Source organism: Arthrobacter sp. SO5 (assembly GCF_020532805.1).
Classification (GTDB): domain Bacteria; phylum Actinomycetota; class Actinomycetes; order Actinomycetales; family Micrococcaceae; genus Arthrobacter.
This window is the reverse complement of the sequence record NZ_MQTQ01000101.1, coordinates 1-15709: the sequence shown is the minus strand read 5'-3', so window position 1 is coordinate 15709 and position 15709 is coordinate 1. Positions and strand designations below refer to the sequence as shown.

Sequence of the window (15709 nt, the reverse complement as noted above, 5' to 3'; positions counted from 1 at the left end):
AACGATCCGTTCCGCAGCTTGGGGATTTTCAGGTTCAGGTCCCCGGCGGTGGTCGTCAGCGTCCTGGGCCGGGACCCGCTGCGTTGCGTCGTGCGTGCTTCGGAGCGTTCGAACGGGGCGGCGCCGATGAACGCGGTCGCCTCCGCTTCGATGAGCTGCTGGTAAAGGGTTTCGGTCGCGGCACGGATCCGGTCGGAGACATCGGTGAGTTTCAGTTGGCCAAGGAGGTCAAGCAGGGCAGACTGGTCTAGAGCCATCGTGTGTTTGTGTCCTTTGTGAGTTCTTTGATCGGTACTCACTGACCATCGCACGATGGCTCACTACGTCGCCGGAGCAACGCGCAACTGCGGAGATCTACACCACTCCACGGGACGTAACCCGGAGATCTACACCACTCCACGGGACGTAACCTGGACTGCCGCAGCCGGTGCGATGTCCTGGCCGCTTGGGGCCGCCCGCCGAGCGGCTCGGCCAGCCGGTAGAGTGCGAAGACGTCCCAGTCGGCCTATCCAAGCGCCAGGTCGGTCCCCGCCGTTCGCCACGCTCGGTTGTCCGGTGAGTCGTTACTCCGCTGCATCGTCGGAAAGCTCCGCTTCGAGTTCGCTGATGCTGGGCAGGGTCGCAGCGAATTCCTCGGGCAGGGATTGGACGATCCCGGATTCCCATTCGGCGACGCCGATCGGTTGGGAGAATCCACGCAGCGAGTATTCGGCCACCACGTTGTTCTTGGTTTTGCAGAGCAGGAGACCGATGGTGGGCTTGTCGTCCGGGTGGGCCAGGAGATCGTCCACGGCGGACATGTACATGTTGATCTGGCCCACATACTCAGGCTTGAACCCGGTGGCTTTCAGCTCCACCACCACAAGCAGCGCAGCTTGAAGTTGTAGAACAGCAGATCGGCGAAGAATTCGTCCTCGCCGATGGTCAAGCGGACCTGCCGGCCCACGAAGGCAAACCCTTGGCCGAGTTCCAGGAGGAACTTTTCGACATGGACGATCAGCTGTCCCTCGAGCTCGCGCTCATTCCGTTTGCCCGTCAGCGACAGGAAGTGGAAAACGTACGGGTCTTTGAAAGCCTGCTGGGCAAGGTCCGAGTCCGCCGGCGGCAGCGTCGCCGAGAAGTTAGTGACGGCCTTGCCCGAGCGTTCGTGGAGCTTCGTCTCGAGGTGGTGGGCCAGCACGTTCCGTGACCAGCCGCTCTCGACGGCGGCAGCCGCGTACCAGAGGCGGGTGTCCGGATCGCTGAGCTTGTCGAGGAGGATGACGTTGTGGCCCCATGGCAATGTTGCAACAGCCTGTTGCAACATTGGAAAATCCGGCCACGCTTGGGCGAATGACTTCATGTACCGCAGGTTCCGCGGTGAGAATCCTGTTGCCTCGGGAAAGGCAGACCGGACGTCGGCGGCGAGCCGCGTGACGACTTTACTGCCCCACCCTTGCGAAGACTCCCGGTTGGCGAGTTCACTGCCAATTGCCCAGTAGGACAGCAGCATCTCCCGGTTAGCGGCCGAAATTGCCCTGGACCTTCCGGAATGGACCTCGCTGGAGACGGACGCCAACAACTCCGGATACCACTCCGGCATGCCGGATTTCGCGGGCGTTGATTCAAACGATGCTGGCGTCGACATTCTGGGCGGTCCCTTCTTGGCGGTCATTTCACCACGAATGTATCTGAGGGCACCGACAGAATTAGCGTCCGAAAGCAGCGCGGCTCACCATCCCGGGGCAGGGCAAAATGGAAGCCGTGTCCGTGGGGCCCTGCACCTTCCCCGGGCAGGGCTTCTTGCTGGCCGCCACGGGGCCCGAAGAGGTTAGGTCAAGGAGTCGATGGCGACGGTGATTGCGAGCATGAGCGGAACGTCCTCGCCCTCGCCGATTTCGACGCCGTAGGACTCCCGTACCCGGAACCACTTCTTTGAGATCGTTGCGACGGTGTTGCCGTCGCGTTCGATCTCGTACTCGTGGTCGACGATGTTGCCGTGCGCCTTCAGATCGGCGCCGTCCTTGACATCGATGGCGAAGCGGTCCCGTAGCCCGACCAACGCTTTGTGGACCGTCGCTGCGGTATCGCCGCCACGCTTGATGGCCACCTTGTCCCGGACCGAGAGCTTGCGCTCCTGGATGCGCGCCACTTCGTCGCCCGAGGCATCCTCCAGGACGAACGTGTCCCGGACGCGGAGGGCCTTGCCGTTGACCTTGTAGGCGCGGTGGCCTTGGTCGTTTTCGATCCAGAAGTCATCCCCGATGGACAGCAGTTTCTCGCGCATCTGAAACCGCTCGATTGTGGGCTTGTCGTGCCGGTGTCCTAAGAGTCCCATGTCCTCACCATAGGACTGCCGTCCCGGGCGGCGCCTCACCCGTCCCGGGTGGGTTCAGCCGTGCGGCTTGCCGGGCCCGTGTCCGCGGAGCGGCACAAAACCCGCGGCCCTATCCGCCGGTGCGGCCACCGTGTAAGCATGGGGACTCAGCGACGATGCACCGTGAGGGGACTCGATGAAATCCAACGAACTGCTGCTGGACGCCTTCGGCCGGATCCACGAGACCGTGGCCGCTGCCCTTTCGGGGGTCGACGAGCACATGCTGCGCCGCCGGCCCGCAGGCAACGGAAATTCGATGGCGTGGCTGGTCTGGCACCTCAGCCGGGTCGAGGACGCGCAGCTCGCCGCTGTCGCGGGCCTGGAACAGGTTTGGACCTCCCAGGGGTTTGCCGCCCGGTTCGACCTGCCGCTTTCCGGCCGCGATACCGGCTACGGCCATTCGAGCAGCCAGGTCGACGCCGTGCAGGCGCCGGCGGAGCTCCTGCTCGACTACTACGGCGCCGTTCACCGGCAGACCGCGGAGTTTCTGCAGACCCTCGGCGACGACGACTTCGACCGCATCGTCGATACCCGCTGGGACCCGCCCGTCACGCTGGGCATGCGCCTGGTCAGCACGATTGCCGACTGCCTCCAGCACGCGGGGCAGGCGGCGTACGCCAAGGGCTTGAAACCCGTTCCGCCAAACGGTTAGGGGAGGCCATGCGCGCCGCCGACGTCCGCCAGCTCTTCCCCGGGCTCACGGACACTGTTTACCTCAACACCGCCTCCCTGAATGTCGGCTCCGCCCCCGCCGTGGCGGCCTACGAGCTGGCAGTCCAGCGCTGGTCAGCGGGCCGGTTCGACTGGGTGGACGCCGAGCGGGCAGGGAGCAGTCGCGAGCCATGTTCGCGGAGATCATCGGTGCCACTGTCGAGGAGATCGCGATTGTTCCGGCCGTGAGCACGGCCGCGGGGATTGTGGCCGCTAACCTGCCGTCCGCGCAGCAGGGCGAGAACATCGTGGTGGCCGGGAACGAATTCACCTCGAACTATTTCCCCTGGCTCCTGCTCCGGGAGCGCGGGTACGAGGTCCGTGTCGTGGCGCCGGCCGGCGACGGCGTCTTGGCCGCGGAGTTCGGGCAGACGGCCGACGGCGGCACCCGCCTCATCGCGGTGAGCGCCGTGCATTCGGCCACTGGGTACCGGGCCGACCTGCCCGCGCTCAGCCGGGTTGCTTCCCGGTCCGGCGCCTGGTTCTTCGTCGACGCCTGCCAAGCGGCCGGCGCGGTGCCGCTGGATGTGGTGCGCGACGGCGTCGATTTCCTGGCCACAGCCAGCCACAAGTTCCTGCTCGGTTCGAGGGGCATGGGTTACCTCTATGTCCGTCGCGGGCTGCTTGACCGGCTCCAGCCCCTCGTGCCGGGCTGGAAGGCGGCCCGGAATCCGGCCGAGAGCTTCTACGGGCCGGGCATGGACCTGTCGCCCACCGCGTCGAAGCTTGATGCTTCGTTGGCGTGGTTTCCGGCCCTGGCCGAGGAGGCGGGGCTCGGCATCTTCGGCCGTTTCGGGATCACGGCCCTGCTCGATCGCAACGCCATGCTCGCCCGGCGGCTGGAGGAAGCGCTGACGGCGCAGGGCTCTGCCTTCCGGCCGTTCACCGAGGGGCACCGCTCCACCATCGTCTCCGTGCCAGTGACGGACACGGAGGCTGTCGTGGCGCGCTTCCGCCAGGCCAACGTCGTGGCGTCGGTCCGGGCGGGCAGGATCCGCCTGGCGGTGCATTTCTACAATCTCGAAGAAGAGATCGACCTCGTGGCGGAGCTGATTGGACGCGGGTGAGGGGCATGCGTTCAGGCCGGGCCGGCGTCTTTCCCGTCGCTGTCGTAGGCGAGGCCGATCTGGCGCCTGACTTCGTCCATCGCCTCCATCACCTGAACGCTCTTCCGCGGCGGCAGGATGTCGTTGGCGATGGAGCGCGCCCCAATGAGCCGCTCCATTTCCCGCGCCTGGTACTGCATCCCACGGCCAGTGACTGGCTCATCGAAGCGCTCGACGACGGCGCCGTCGGCATCGTACCGGGTGAAGGCCGAGGGCGTGTACCAGACTGACGGGATCTCGATCCTTCCTTCGGTTCCGATGACGGCGGCCCGGTTCGGTCCTGCCGTGTCCAGCGCGCACTGCAGCACGGCCTGCTGCCCGTCCCCGTATTCGAAGATCATGGCGGTCTGCCGGTCAACACCGGTTTGCGTCATGCTTGCGGCTGCCTTGATGGTGACCGGCGCTCCGAAGACGTCGAAGGCGAAGGACACGGGGTAGACGCCCAGGTCCAGGAGCGCTCCGCCGCCCAAGGCCGGGTTGTTGAGGCGGTGCATCGGATCCTTGGGCAAATTCTGGTTGTGGTCAGCGATCACCGTGCGGATCTCGCCCAGCACTCCGGATCGAATCAGCTCACGGATACGGACCATGTGCGGAAGATAACGGGTCCACATGGCCTCCAGCGCAACCAGGCCCTTCGACTCCGCGAGCTCCACAATCTCCCGCGCCTGCCAGGCATTCATGGCGAAAGGCTTTTCAATCAGGACGTGCTTGCCGGCGTCCAGCGCTAGCAGCGCATTCCGGTGGTGGAACGGGTGCGGCGTCGAAATGTAGACAATATCCACCTCCGGGTCCGCCACGAGGTCCTCGTAGCTTCCGTGCGACGAGGGAATGTGAAACCGCTCCGCGAATGCCGTCGCCGTGGCCAGGTTCCGGGAACCCACAGCCCGGACGGACGAGCCGGCGCCAATCAGGTCCGAGGCTTGCAGCCCGGCGATGAATCCGGTGCCAAGAATTCCCCATCTCATGCCGGGACTAGCGGCGCCGGCGGTGGTGTTGACTGACATGTGTGGGGTTCCCTTCGGGCAGGCGGTCACAAAAACGTCGGGCGGCTCGTGGAGCATCCACAGCATTTCGCGACGTGTCCCGATCCTATGCCCGAATTTCGGGCCGCCGCAGCCTTCCTAAGCCACCGCTGCCTTCCTAACTCATGGGGCGGCCACGGCATACGTGATGCGGACCATGCCGTCGTCCCCGGTCGCGTGTGTGCCGCGGAGGGTCAGGGCAATGTCCTGGTCCAAGCCGTCGAAGAGCCGGATTCCGCTGCCGATGAGGACCGGGGCGATCGAGACGGTGAGCTCGTCGATGAGTCCGGCAGCGAGAAACGACTGAATCGTGCGGCCGCCGTCGATGTACACACGTCGCGCCTCCTGCAAGGTCAGCAGCCGCTGTGCTTCATCGAGGGACGACGCGACGGCGACACGTTCGTCGTCGGTGTCCAGCGTGGAGCTCAGAATGATGACGTTCTTGTTGGGGAAGGGCCACTCGTCGAAGCCGAGGACTGTCTCAAAGGTGTTGCGTCCCATCACGAGGGTGTCGACGGTGGGGAAGAATGTCTCCCACACGAGTGCCGGCGTCGATGTTTCTGACGCTCTGTGGTCCCGGGTTGCCGGCTCCGTCAGCCAGTCGAGGTTGCCGTCCGGGCGTGCGATAAAGCCGTCGAGGCTGACGCCGATGAAGACGCAGCCGTGCCAGCGGGGAGTGTGTGTCATGTCCATGTCTCCAGTAAGTGATCGAGTGTCTCGGTAGCCGGTGAGGGTTCCAGGGAAACGGCATGCCGGTAGAGGGCGCCGTGGAGGGCGTCGAGAAGCAGGAGTGCGCCGTGGTGGGGGTCGGCAAGCCGGGGGAGCTCCAGTTCCTGGAGAAGCAACCCCAAGTAGCGGGCCTGCTTTGCCCATCCCTCGCGCAGGTCGGCGGTCAATCTCGGTGACCTGAGGTCACCCAGCAACTCGCCCAGGGCGAAGACGGCGGCGGCAGCCGACGGCTCCCCAAAAGCGGCAGCGACGTAGGCACGAAGTTCGTCCTCCGGCCGCGTCCCGGGGTGCGGTGTTGTTGGTATGAGTTTGATCCACCGGAGTGCCAGGGCGTGCAGCAGCCCCTCTTTGGAGCCGAATCTCTTGATGAGGCCAGCAGGGCTGATCCCGGCTGCGGGTGCGACGTCGTGCAAACCCCAGGTGCCGACCTCGGAACGTGTCGAGAGGGCCCCGTCGATCCGGTCGAGGAGTTGTTCATCGGTCGCAGTTCGAGGACGTGGCACACAGTTAGTAAATCACGAATCACTAACCTTGCACCACGACGCGGAACTAGGACGCCGATTGCCCCAGTGTTAATCTTGAACATGCAGGGGGCTGAATTCAGGTGGGGGCCGGCGATGAAGTGGTGGGTGGACAAATGCCCGACGGGTTCTCGCGGATGCTGCTGGTCGGTCGTGACGGGGAGCTTGCCCGGATCGACGACATTGTCACGGGCCGCACCGCTTCACAACGTGTCCTGTTGCTGCGCGGCGATGCCGGCGTCGGGAAAACCTGCCTGCTGGATGCGGCCGCGGAGCACGCAGTGGCAGCGGGTGTCAAGGTCCTTCGCGCCGCGGGAGTCGAGAACGAGGCCGGCATAGCCTTCTCAGGCCTGCACCAGCTCCTTCACCCTCTGCTTCATATGTCCTTGCGGGTTGACCCTCGCCACAGGAACGTTATTCTCGGCGCGCTGGGGGATGGAAGCCTCGTCGTTTCCGACCAAACAAAAGTCATGATCGCCGCTCTTGAAATGCTCTGCGCGGCTGCGGAGGAAGAGCCTTTGCTGGTTATTCTCGATGACGTCCAATGGCTGGACTCGTCGAGTGCCACGGTGTTGGCCTATATAGTGCGACGACTCCAAGGCTCCAGGACAGCGGCCCTGGTGGCGGCCCGGTCGGATGCCGCGACTTTCTTCGATTCCGCGCGGTTACCGGAAATCGAGGTACTTCCGCTCACCGCTAGCGAAGCTACCGTGCTGTTGGCCAAGCTCCACCCACATCTCAACCCCCAGGCGCGGGACCGCGTGCTCGCCGACGCGGAGGGCAACCCGTTGGCGATCGAGGAGCTTCCCCGTGCCTTAGCCGCTGGCGGGCTTGCTGAAACACCGAAACTGCCAGATGACCTCCCGCTCAGCAAGAGACTTGAGTCGGTTTACGCGAGAAGGGTGGAGGAACTTCCACAGCACATTCGTCAGGAACTGCTGCTTGCTGCTCTCGACGGGCAGTACGGCTGGATCGGGTCAGTGACACCTCGGCTGGCTGGATATTACTTACCTCCTGACGCAGATGAAGCCCTCGCGTTGGGTCTGTTGATCAGCGACCCGACCGGTAACGGATACCGCTTTCGCCACCCGTTGGTGCGGTCTGCCATCGTGCAGCGAGCCACAGGTGCCCAGCGGAGGGCGGCTCACGCAGAGCTTGCCGCGCTCTCGGTCCCGGACCCTGAACGGTGGGCGTGGCACCTCGCGGCCGCTGCCACCGGACCAGACGAGCGAGTTGCGCTGGCACTTGTTGAAGCTGCCCGCCTGGTGACTCTCCGGGGCGGTGCAAGTTCAGCGGTCTCAGCATTAACCCGCGCGGCCGAGTTGAGCACCAGTGTCGCTGACCGATCCCGGCGGCTGGCGGATGCAGCGTACATTGCCGGGCAGAGCGCCCAGTTGGAGGTTTCCGAACGGCTGTTGGAAGAGTCGCGGCGCGGACCGGCAGATCGGGCCGATCCCTATGCTGCGACGGTCGCAGAGATGTACATCCTCCTGTATCGCAACGGCGAGGCGACCGACGCACACCGCGGGTTACTGCAGGCACTCCGCTCGTCCCCGGTTGACTCCGCTGAGCCTCAAGCCCTTCAGAGGGCCCTCAATGTGCTCATGACGTTCAGTTTATTCTCCGGTGATCCTGCCATCTGGGCGCTGACCGATGAAGAGCTTCTGCGCTTCGGTGACCGGGTCAACGAAATGACCCACGTGATCCGTGATGCTTGGGGAGACGTTGCCCGCAGCGGGCACCGCGTTCGCTCGCGGTTGGCGGCGACCTTCAACAACGCTGAAGCGGAACGTGAACCCTGGAGCGCTGTCCGGTATGCCGTTTCCGCTTTTTACGTCGACGCCGTGGCGGACTATCGACAGTTCGTGCATCGGATCGTAGACCGTGAGGGAGCCTCCGGGGCAGTGACGAACTTGATGGTGGGCCTCGAAGTACTCGCACTTGATTACATCAACATGGGCGAGTTGGACGCCGCCGAGTCGACCTCGCGGAGAGGCCTGGGCACCGCAGAACAGCATGGATACGGTCTGTTCGCCCATCAATTCGTCGGCTACCTGGCTCTGATCGCGGCAATTCGGGGGTCAGCTGCGGAGGCAGATCGGCTGCGGGTCATCGTGGAGCAGTGGGGACGAGAGAGATCACTCGGCCTGCTGGTCCAGTACGCTGCCTTGGTCGCCACGCTGAATCATCTTGCGCAGGGACAATGGGAGGCCGCGTTCCGATCCGCGACAACAGTCACGCCGCCCGGCGCCTTCACCCCTCACAGCGAACAGGCTCCCCGGATGGTTCTCGATCTGGTCGAGGCCGCGCTCTACTCCGGCAGGAAAGACCTGGCCCGACAGCATGCCCTTGCCGCCAGTGAAGCCGGGTTGGAGCGGATTTCGGCGCGTTATGAGCTGTTGACGCTTGGGGCGCTGGCCATGACGGCCCCCGATCCCGACGGGCCGCCCGACGCTTCGGTGCCTGATAGTTCCGACACGGCCGGCAGCCTGTATCAGCGGGCGCTTGCAGTGCCGGGCGCTTCACAGTTCCCGTTCGATCACGCCCGCGTCCGGCTCAGCTACGGGACGTGGCTCAGGCGTTCCCGGGAACAAAATCTTGCCCGGGCCGAACTTGAAGAGGCGCTCAGTGTGTTCGACCGGGTCGGGGCCGAACCATGGGCCGAGCGTACCCGCCGGGAGTTGCGCGCCGCGGGCGGCAGCCCTGCCCGGTCAGGCGGCACGCGGGGCGCCTTGAGCAGCGGGCATGCCCTCTTGACCGGCCAGGAACTTGAGATCGCCACGTTGGCCGCCCGCGGCCTCAGCAACAAAGAGATCGGCGCCCAACTGTTCCTGTCGCCCCGCACCATCGGCTCCCATCTGTACAAGGTCTTTCCCAAACTCGGCATCAGCAGCCGTGGCGAGCTCAGGAATGCCCTGGGCGGCGACGTGGCCGACGACTAAGCCTTGCCAGCGACAGTCATCAATCAGTCGGATGACTGATTCGCGGGCAATGACTGTGCGGCCATTCTTGAAGTAACGCCCCTGCGGGCAAGATCAGCCGGATCATTTCAAGGAGCCCATCATGTCCGAAACCCGCACCCCAGTCGTATTCATCCACGGACTCTGGCTGCACAGCAGTTCGTGGCAGCTTTGGACCGAACTGTTCAGCGAAAACGGATACCAACCCATAACACCCGGCTGGCCAGGCGAGGCCCCGACCGTCGAGGGATCCCGGGCGGATCCGGGCAGTGTGGCAAACCGCAGCCTCGCCGAAGTGGTGGATCACATGAAGACCGTGATTGCCGGGCTTGGGAGCAAACCGATCATTGTGGGCCACTCATTCGGCGGCCTGATCACGGAACTGCTGTTGGGCGAGAACTTGGGGGTGGCCGGAGTGGCGATAGATCCGGCACAAATAAAGGGTGTGCTCCCACTCCCGCTCGCTCAGCTCCGGGCAGGGCTGCCGGCGCTCGGCAACCCAGCGAACATCAGTAAAGCAGTGTCGCTGACCAGCAAGGAATTCCGCTTCGGGTTCGGGAACGCCCTCACCGAACGGGAATCCGATTCGCTTTACGAAAAGTGGACCATTCCTTCGCCGGCGAGACCCCTCTTCGAGGTCGCAGCTGCCAACTTCAACCCCCATGCGGCGAACAAGGCCGACACACACAATTCCGAGCGCGGCCCGCTGCTGCTGATTTCAGGAACGAAGGACCACACCGCACCCGGGGTGACCACCAAGGCTGCACTGAAGCTCTACCGGCATTCCACAGCCGTCACAGAGCTCGTCGAGTTCGAGGGCCGCGGACACTCCCTCACCATCGACTCAGGGTGGAAAGACGTAGCCGACAGCGTTTTGATCTGGCTTAAGTCCCAACACCTCTGAGTAGAGAACCCCTGGCAGCGACGAAGGAGCAACGATGAACAGCATGATGGCCATACGGACGCACCACCGTGGCGGATCCGAAACACTGGTCTATGAGAAGGCCCCCAAACCTGCGCCCGGCAGGGGGGAAGTCCTCGTCCAAGTGCACGCGGCCGGGATCACGTTCAGCGAACTCGGCTGGGACGAAACATGGCGGTCGGAAAACGGCGAAGACCGGACCCCGGTCATTCCCGGGCACGAAGTCTCGGGCGTGGTGACCGAGCTGGGCAGCGGAGTCAGCCGGCTGCAGGTGGGGGATGAGGTGTACGGGCGCGTTGGCTTCAACCGGAACGGGGCCGCTGCGGAATATGTCACCGTGCCGGAAGCCGATCTCGCATTGAAGCCCAAATCGGCCAGCCACATAGAGAGCGCAAGTCTGGCTATGGCCGCTCTGACGGCATGGCAAGCGCTGAACGATCACGCGCGTGTCCAACCGGGCGAACATGTAGCCGTCCTCGGCGGGGCAGGCGGCGTCGGATCATTCACCGTGCAGCTGGCAAAACACCTAGGCGCCCGCGTGACCGCAACAGCCGGCGCCGGCGCCCTCCAGTTCGTGTCTGCATTAGGGGCAGATGTTGTCCTGGACTACGCAATCGTGAATCCGACGAGCGTCTACTTGCAGGCCGACGTCGTTATCGATGCCGTCGGCGGACCGGCAAGCGCGGAGACGGTCAACATGGTGCGCCCAGGCGGCAGATTGGTGACCCTGAGCCAGCCTGTCGATCGCGAACTCCTGAAGGACCGGGAAATCACAGCCATGTTCTTTGTTGTCGCCGCCAATGCCGGCGAGTTGGCAGAGATTTCCAGCCTGGTCGACAAAGGAACAATCCGCGCCACCGTCGCGCAGGTATTTCCCCTGGCAGAGGCACGCGCCGCATTCGAAGACGGGCCGACTCTGCGCAAGCCGGGGAAGACCGTGCTGGCGGTAATACCGGATTGACCACCCAGCAGCCCTATGCCCGCGAAAATGCTCATAAGACTAAGGAAAATGTGATGAACAAAGTGCCGGACACCGAACTTGTCCTCGTCCCAGGCGGAACCCTGATCACTTCAACAGCCGAGGAAGGTCGTGCCCTCGCGATCACCATGGCCCGACACAGCATCCACAACATCCAACCCGACCTCGACGTGCTCAAGGCCGGCCGGCCGGTTTACTCCACCAGCCCCGACAGCCTGATTGCCGTGAGCGAGGTGATCGCCATCGAGTTCCAGACGATTGCCGCGGCCAACAGCTACTGGCGCAAGTAACGCAGGGTCCCGACCGCGCATCTCGTAACCATCCTTCGACTTCAGGCAGCGCCGGCGCTAGACGCCGGCCGTCTCCCGTCCCGCCAGGCGCCTTGCCAGGAACTCCTCCACTACTTCCGCGAACTCGTCCGGCCGTTCGATTTGGGGCATGTGTCCTGTCTTCGAAAAGACGTGCGACTCGGCCTGGGGGAGCGCCGCCGCCGCCGCCTCGAGGTGGCTGAACGGCAGGATGTGGTCGTGGGTGCCCCAGACGACGAGCACGGGAATGTCCGACGTCGCCAGGGCCTTGGCTAGTTCGGTCCGCCATGCGGCCCTGATACCGGCGATGGTTCCGAGATCGTGGGCGATGTCCAGGACCGTCTGGCGGTGGGTGGCACGCTGCGACAAAGCGAATGCATGCCCGACGCGGGCATCGGTCACCAGGTTCTTGTCGTAGAAGACCGCCTGGACCGTGCGGAGCGAAGCTGCCTTGTCGGGACGCAGCAGAAGGGCCGCAAGCGGCCTGACCGACAGCAGGCGCAGGACCAGCGTCACCTCCTTGCCGAAGCCGGCACTGTTGGCCAGCACCAGGGCCGAGACACGGCCGGCATGGTCGGCGGCGAGCTTCATGGCCACGGCCCCGCCGAGCGAGTTGCCCATCACCGGCAGCGGCTCGTGCACCCCGACGGCGTCGAGGAAGGCGGGCAGGATGTTCGAAAGCTTCGCCAGGGTCGCCGCCCCGGAGACCCGGTCGGAGTACGCAAAGCCGGGCAGGTCGACGCTGTACACGGTGTGGTGTGCCGAGAGCCGCTCGTGCTGCTCGGTCCAGTCATCGAGGCTCTGGCCAATGCCGTGCAGGAGCAGCACGGGAGCCCCGGTTCCGGTCTTCCGGTAGCGAAGGCGCGTGCCCGCCACGGTGATGTGTTCTGTGCCCGGGAGTTCAAGAGGGTCCGGGCGCTCCGTCGGGGTCCCCGGCCCGGACGTACCCACCTGCTGCCCGCGGCGGCCGAAACGGACGTGGTCCTTGAGCCTGCCGGCTCGGAGCAGGGCGAAGTCGCGCACGTAGTTCTGGTGCAGCCGCCACGGCGAGCCGGTGCCCTGTCGGGGCAGCTTGTCGGCGCCGCGAAGGATGTAGCCGGCCTTCAGGTCGATCAGGGACGTTAGTTCGGCGTTCGCGACGTCGGCTGGAGCCTTGGGCGCCACCCACTGCAGGTTCTTTTTGTCGAGATAACTCAATAGCCTGCAGATATAGCCCGCCACCAGATCCGCTTTGAGGGTCCACGACGAGTTGGTGTAGCCGATGGTGAGCGCAAAGTTGGGAACGCCGTCGAGCATCATGCCTTTGTAGGTCAGGGTCTTGCCAACATCCACCGGCTCGCCGTCGACGGTGAGCGTCATCCCGCCTATCACCAGCAGGTTCAGTCCGGTGGCCGTGACGATCACGTCGGCCGGGAGCGATCCGCCCGAGGCCAGGTCAATCCCGTCCGGGGTGATCCGCGAAATCTTGTCGGTCACGATGTCGGCAGTGCCTGCGCTGATGGCGCGGTAGAGGTCGCCGTTGGGGATCGCGCAGAGCCGCTGGTCCCAGGGCTCATACGCCGGGGCAAGATGCGTGTCCACCGCGAATCCCGCCGGCAGTTTGGCGACGGCTGACTTGCGGAGGAGTGCCTTCATGGTCTCCGGGCGGCGACGGCTGAGCTGGTAGAGCAGCATCGAGGAGACGATGTTTTTGGCACGTACGACGTCGTACGCCAGTTGCGGGGGCAGCTTGCCCCGGAGGCGGTCGGCCAGGTGGTCCCGGGACGGAACGGGGGCGATGTAGGTAGGGGAGCGCTGGAGCATGGTCACCTTGGCCGCGGACTTCGCCATCGACGGCACGAGCGTCACCGCGGTGGCGCCGCTTCCGATGATCACTACCTGCTTGCCCTCGTAATCGAGATCTGCCGGCCAGTGCTGCGGATGGACGATGGCTCCGGCAAAGGTTTCAGTACCTTCGATGGCCGGCGTAAACCCTTCGTCGTAGCGGTAGTAGCCCGAGCAGACGGACAGGAACGAGCATGTAAACGTGACCGTCTCGGCGGCCGACGCCGGATCGTCGTGTCCGTATTCGCCGCCGGACGTGGGGACTGCCGTGACCGTCCAGAGTGCGTCTTGGCTGGACCACGCCGCCGATACCACCCGGCGGTTCAGCCGGATCTGCGATTCGAGGCCCTCGTCCGCAACGGTTGCCTCGATGTAGGTTCGGATCGAGTCGCCGTCGGCGATCGCCTTGGCGCCTTCCCAGGGCCGGAAGGAGTAGCCGAGAGTGTACATGTCGCTATCGGAGCGGATTCCGGGGTACCGGAAGAGGTCCCAGGTGCCGCCCACCGCGCCCCGGGACTCCAGGATCGCAAATGTCTTCCCTGGCAGTTCGCGTTTCAGCCGGCTGGCAAAACCTATGCCGCTCAGCCCGGCTCCGACAATTAACACATCTACGTGTTCGCTCATCAGGCCAAGCTATCGACTTGAAGTCGGGAGAGTCAACACCTTGTTGAAAACGCGCGCTAGGATAGGCGCATGGCTCAACGAGGACGACGGACCCGACGGGTCTCGGGGGACGAACGCCAGGACGCGATCCTGGTCACGGCCGAGGCGCTCCTTGGTGAGCGGGCCTTCGATGACATTTCAATCGAAGAGCTGGCCCGTGGCGCCGGCATCTCGCGGCCCACCTTCTATTTCTACTTCTCATCCAAGGACGAGGTTTTGCTGGCGCTGCTGGACCGGGTCATCACCGAGGTGGAGCACCGGGTGGGTGACCTGCCGCGGGATTTCGAGAGTGATCCCGCGGGAGCCTGGACCCGTTCCATCGGCATGTTCGTCGAGGTGTTTGTGGCCCACCGCGGCGTCGCCACGGCGGCCATCGCCGCGCGAGCCCGCAACGATGAGGTGCGTGCCCTTTGGTCCAAGTCCATGCAGTCCTGGGTCGACTTCTCCAGTGACGTGATCCGGTCCGAACAGGCCCGGGGGGCCGCGCCGGAGGCCACCGACGCCCACGACCTGGCGGTCAGCCTCAACCTGATGAACGAACGGGTCATCACGGCGGTCCTCAACCAGGAGACCCCAGCCATCGCGGAGTCCCGCGCCCTGGACGTGTTATCAACCATCTGGATCCGCAGTATTTACGGGTCCGCCAACCCCGGACGCGGGTAACGCCCGCGTCGAAAGGAAGAACCAACATGCCCCACATCAAAACGCTGACCGTGCTCGGTACCGGAGTGCTCGGCTCGCAGATCGCCTACCAGGCCGCCTTCCACGGCTTCGCTGTCACGGCCTACGACATCAACGATGACGTGCTCGAAAAGGCCCGGGCCCGCTTCACCCAGCTCGCCGGCATCTACCGCGAAGCTAACGTGGCCGGCGCCGCTGAGGGCAAGGCCGAGGCAGCCCTTGAAAACCTCCGCCTCACCGCCGACCTCGGGGACGCCGTCGCTGACGCGGACCTCGTGATCGAGGCCGTTCCCGAACTGCTCGAGCTCAAGCGGGACGTGTACCGCCGGCTCGCGGAACTCGCCCCCGCCAAGACCATCTTCGCCACGAACTCGTCCACCCTGCTGCCGAGCGACCTCAAGGATTTCACCGGCCGGCCCGACCGCTTCCTCGCCATCCACTACGCCAACAACATCTGGGCGCAGAACATCGCCGAGGTGATGGGCACGGCCGACACCGACACGGCAGTGTTCGACGCCGTCGTCGAGTTCGCCCGCAACAGCGGCCTGGAGCCGATCGAGATCAAGAAGGAGAAGGCCGGCTACGTCCTGAACTCGCTGCTGGTCCCGCTGCTGAACGCGGCCGCCGGCCTTCTGCTGCAGGGTGTCGCCAGCCCGGAAACGATCGACAAGACCTGGCGCATTGCCACCGGGGCGCCGATCGGCCCCTTCCAGATCTACGACGTCGTCGGTCTGGGAACCGCGTACAACATCGCCTCGACCTCGCCCGACGCCGGGTCCCAGGCCTTCGCTGCGTACCTGAAGGACCACTACATCGACAAAGGCAAGCTCGGCGTCGCGACGGGCGAGGGCTTCTACACGTACTGAGTCCGAAATAGGTGGCTCAGAACCGGGTGGCTCAGAAAAGGGTGGCCCAGGACAGGGTCGC

General features: G+C 64.8%; 14 protein-coding genes and 1 pseudogene. 8 read left to right on the top strand and 7 right to left on the bottom strand.

Features of this window, described 5'->3' with window-relative positions; translation table 11 throughout:
* The 3 genes and pseudogenes from BJG92_RS17120 to BJG92_RS17110 form a co-directional block, all read right to left on the bottom strand.
* Positions 1–257: transposase (locus BJG92_RS17120; RefSeq protein ID WP_232085186.1), on the bottom strand; the 257-nt coding region annotated here is incomplete at its 3' end.
* Positions 258–563: 306 nt separating this feature from the next.
* A pseudogene (locus BJG92_RS17115) lies at positions 564–1492 on the bottom strand (YhcG family protein).
* A 318-nt stretch (positions 1493–1810) separates the two neighbouring features.
* Positions 1811–2317 carry an LURP-one-related/scramblase family protein gene (locus tag BJG92_RS17110; RefSeq protein ID WP_232085185.1) on the bottom strand — a complete coding sequence of 169 codons (507 nt, stop codon included), beginning with the start codon at positions 2315–2317 and terminating at the stop codon, positions 1811–1813.
* 175 nt (positions 2318–2492) lie between these two features.
* Here BJG92_RS17110 and BJG92_RS17105 point away from each other — a divergent pair, with 175 nt between their 5' ends.
* Positions 2493–3008 (top strand): DUF664 domain-containing protein, encoded by a 516-nt coding sequence (locus tag BJG92_RS17105; protein WP_232085184.1) that lies wholly within the window; start codon positions 2493–2495, stop codon positions 3006–3008.
* A gap of 190 nt (positions 3009–3198) precedes the next feature.
* Positions 3199–4134: an aminotransferase class V-fold PLP-dependent enzyme gene (locus BJG92_RS17100; protein WP_232085183.1), complete on the top strand. Its 936-nt coding sequence runs from the start codon at positions 3199–3201 to the stop codon at positions 4132–4134.
* An 11-nt stretch (positions 4135–4145) separates the two neighbouring features.
* Here BJG92_RS17100 and BJG92_RS17095 read toward each other — a convergent pair whose 3' ends face one another.
* The 3 genes from BJG92_RS17095 to BJG92_RS17085 form a co-directional block, all read right to left on the bottom strand.
* Positions 4146–5177: a Gfo/Idh/MocA family protein gene (locus tag BJG92_RS17095; RefSeq protein ID WP_232085182.1), complete on the bottom strand. Its 1032-nt coding sequence runs from the start codon at positions 5175–5177 to the stop codon at positions 4146–4148.
* A gap of 141 nt (positions 5178–5318) precedes the next feature.
* Entirely contained in the window at positions 5319–5882 is a 564-nt protein-coding gene (locus BJG92_RS17090) for a dihydrofolate reductase family protein (RefSeq protein ID WP_232085181.1), read from the bottom strand.
* The gene (locus BJG92_RS17085) at positions 5879–6427 is read right to left on the bottom strand and encodes a TetR/AcrR family transcriptional regulator (protein WP_232085180.1); all 549 of its coding nucleotides are present in this window, start codon (positions 6425–6427) and stop codon (positions 5879–5881) included. Before BJG92_RS17085 ends, BJG92_RS17090 begins: the two co-directional genes overlap by 4 nt.
* A gap of 134 nt (positions 6428–6561) precedes the next feature.
* Here BJG92_RS17085 and BJG92_RS17080 point away from each other — a divergent pair, with 134 nt between their 5' ends.
* The 4 genes from BJG92_RS17080 (at position 6562) to BJG92_RS17065 (ending at position 11596) form a co-directional block, all read left to right on the top strand.
* Positions 6562–9387 (top strand): LuxR family transcriptional regulator, encoded by a 2826-nt coding sequence (locus tag BJG92_RS17080; RefSeq protein WP_232085179.1) that lies wholly within the window; start codon positions 6562–6564, stop codon positions 9385–9387.
* A gap of 121 nt (positions 9388–9508) precedes the next feature.
* Entirely contained in the window at positions 9509–10309 is an 801-nt protein-coding gene (locus BJG92_RS17075) for an alpha/beta hydrolase (RefSeq protein WP_232085178.1), read from the top strand.
* Positions 10310–10343: 34 nt separating this feature from the next.
* Positions 10344–11288, top strand: coding sequence for an NADP-dependent oxidoreductase (locus tag BJG92_RS17070; protein ID WP_232085177.1), 945 nt, complete (start codon positions 10344–10346; stop codon positions 11286–11288).
* Positions 11289–11341: 53 nt separating this feature from the next.
* Positions 11342–11596, top strand: coding sequence for a hexameric tyrosine-coordinated heme protein (locus BJG92_RS17065; protein WP_232085176.1), 255 nt, complete (start codon positions 11342–11344; stop codon positions 11594–11596).
* A gap of 57 nt (positions 11597–11653) precedes the next feature.
* Here the strand turns inward: BJG92_RS17065 and BJG92_RS17060 are convergent, their stop codons facing one another.
* Positions 11654–14062: an alpha/beta fold hydrolase gene (locus tag BJG92_RS17060; protein WP_232085175.1), complete on the bottom strand. Its 2409-nt coding sequence runs from the start codon at positions 14060–14062 to the stop codon at positions 11654–11656.
* 69 nt (positions 14063–14131) lie between these two features.
* On the opposite strand from BJG92_RS17060, the gene BJG92_RS17055 reads away from it, so the two are divergent.
* Together BJG92_RS17055 and BJG92_RS17050 are read left to right on the top strand one after the other, a co-directional pair.
* The gene (locus BJG92_RS17055) at positions 14132–14764 is read left to right on the top strand and encodes a TetR/AcrR family transcriptional regulator (RefSeq protein ID WP_232085174.1); all 633 of its coding nucleotides are present in this window, start codon (positions 14132–14134) and stop codon (positions 14762–14764) included.
* Between the two features lie 26 nt (positions 14765–14790).
* Complete coding sequence (locus BJG92_RS17050; protein ID WP_232085173.1) at positions 14791–15648, top strand: 3-hydroxyacyl-CoA dehydrogenase; 858 nt, start codon at positions 14791–14793, stop codon at positions 15646–15648.
* The last annotated feature ends 61 nt before the right edge of the window (positions 15649–15709 follow it).

Excerpts from the sequence above, each read along its gene's own strand:
- BJG92_RS17095 (WP_232085182.1), bottom strand. The coding sequence starts at position 5,177 with ATGTCAGTCAACACCACCGCCGGCGCCGCTAGTCCCGGCATGAGATGG.
- BJG92_RS17060 (WP_232085175.1), bottom strand. The coding sequence starts at position 14,062 with ATGAGCGAACACGTAGATGTGTTAATTGTCGGAGCCGGGCTGAGCGGC.
- BJG92_RS17100 (WP_232085183.1), top strand. The coding sequence starts at position 3,199 with ATGTTCGCGGAGATCATCGGTGCCACTGTCGAGGAGATCGCGATTGTT.
- BJG92_RS17110 (WP_232085185.1), bottom strand. The coding sequence starts at position 2,317 with ATGGGACTCTTAGGACACCGGCACGACAAGCCCACAATCGAGCGGTTT.
- BJG92_RS17080 (WP_232085179.1), top strand. The coding sequence starts at position 6,562 with ATGCCCGACGGGTTCTCGCGGATGCTGCTGGTCGGTCGTGACGGGGAG.
- BJG92_RS17105 (WP_232085184.1), top strand. The coding sequence starts at position 2,493 with ATGAAATCCAACGAACTGCTGCTGGACGCCTTCGGCCGGATCCACGAG.
- BJG92_RS17055 (WP_232085174.1), top strand. The coding sequence starts at position 14,132 with ATGGCTCAACGAGGACGACGGACCCGACGGGTCTCGGGGGACGAACGC.
- BJG92_RS17090 (WP_232085181.1), bottom strand. The coding sequence starts at position 5,882 with ATGACACACACTCCCCGCTGGCACGGCTGCGTCTTCATCGGCGTCAGC.
- BJG92_RS17075 (WP_232085178.1), top strand. The coding sequence starts at position 9,509 with ATGTCCGAAACCCGCACCCCAGTCGTATTCATCCACGGACTCTGGCTG.
- BJG92_RS17050 (WP_232085173.1), top strand. The coding sequence starts at position 14,791 with ATGCCCCACATCAAAACGCTGACCGTGCTCGGTACCGGAGTGCTCGGC.
- BJG92_RS17070 (WP_232085177.1), top strand. The coding sequence starts at position 10,344 with ATGAACAGCATGATGGCCATACGGACGCACCACCGTGGCGGATCCGAA.
- BJG92_RS17065 (WP_232085176.1), top strand. The coding sequence starts at position 11,342 with ATGAACAAAGTGCCGGACACCGAACTTGTCCTCGTCCCAGGCGGAACC.